An 866-nucleotide genomic window follows, 5' to 3' on the forward strand; every position below is an offset into this window, starting at 1 on the left:
GCGACTAGCGCTTGCAAAGAGCTTGATGCTTGGTCAAACTAGCGCAAATTGAGTCATGGAATGACATCATGGAATAGGGATATGCTAAAAGAACGATATAAGAAAAGCTATGAATATTATTTTTGTTGGTCGAAACCACGGAAAGTCTAAAACTTATCAGTTAGGAAATAAGCAGCTCGTCATTGTTGGTGCGCTATTTGTTTTTCTCATGGCCGTACTAGTGTTTTCGGGCTACCGTCTACAGACCTGGGTGGCCGGAGAAGCCGAGTCGACTTTAGATAAAGAAATAATTGTTGGTTGGCAGCAAGATATCAACGCACAAAAGAAACAAGTGACCAGGATTAAGCGAGCAGCTCAGGAAAAGGTTGATGCGCTAACCTTAAGAATGGGTGATATGCAGGCCAGACTGTTACGCCTTGATGCGCTTGGTCAAAGACTGACAGAAGTAGCGAAGCTAAAGAATGGCGAATTTGACTTCAGTGCGAGCCCTGCGCTAGGTGGCCCCACCGATGCAAAGCTGGGCGAGTCTTACGTGCTGCCAGGCATTGTTGAAAGTCTTGATCAGATTGACCGACAACTTACTGATAGTGAGCAGCAGCTAGAAGTGATTGACGCGCTGTTTGTTAGCCGCAAAACCCAAGAAGAATTATTTATTGCCGGCCGCCCCATTACCTGGGGATGGATGTCCTCAGCCTATGGCTACCGAACAGACCCTTTTTCAGGAAAGCGTGCCTGGCATGCCGGAGTAGACTTCGCAGGTAAGGAAGATAGTGACATCATCGCCGTTGCCTCGGGCGTCGTTACATACTCAGGTGACCGCTACGGTTACGGTAACTTAGTTGAAGTCAACCATGGTGGAGGCTTCA

General features: G+C 47.6%; 1 protein-coding gene. It reads left to right on the forward strand.

Going from position 1 to position 866, the window contains the following annotated elements; genetic code table 11:
• Positions 1–109: 109 nt before the first annotated feature.
• Positions 110–866 (forward strand): M23 family metallopeptidase (locus A3766_RS01545; RefSeq protein ID WP_068641527.1); only part of this gene is annotated, 757 nt, incomplete at its 3' end.

The sequence above is a fragment of the Oleiphilus sp. HI0132 genome (genome assembly GCF_001635845.1).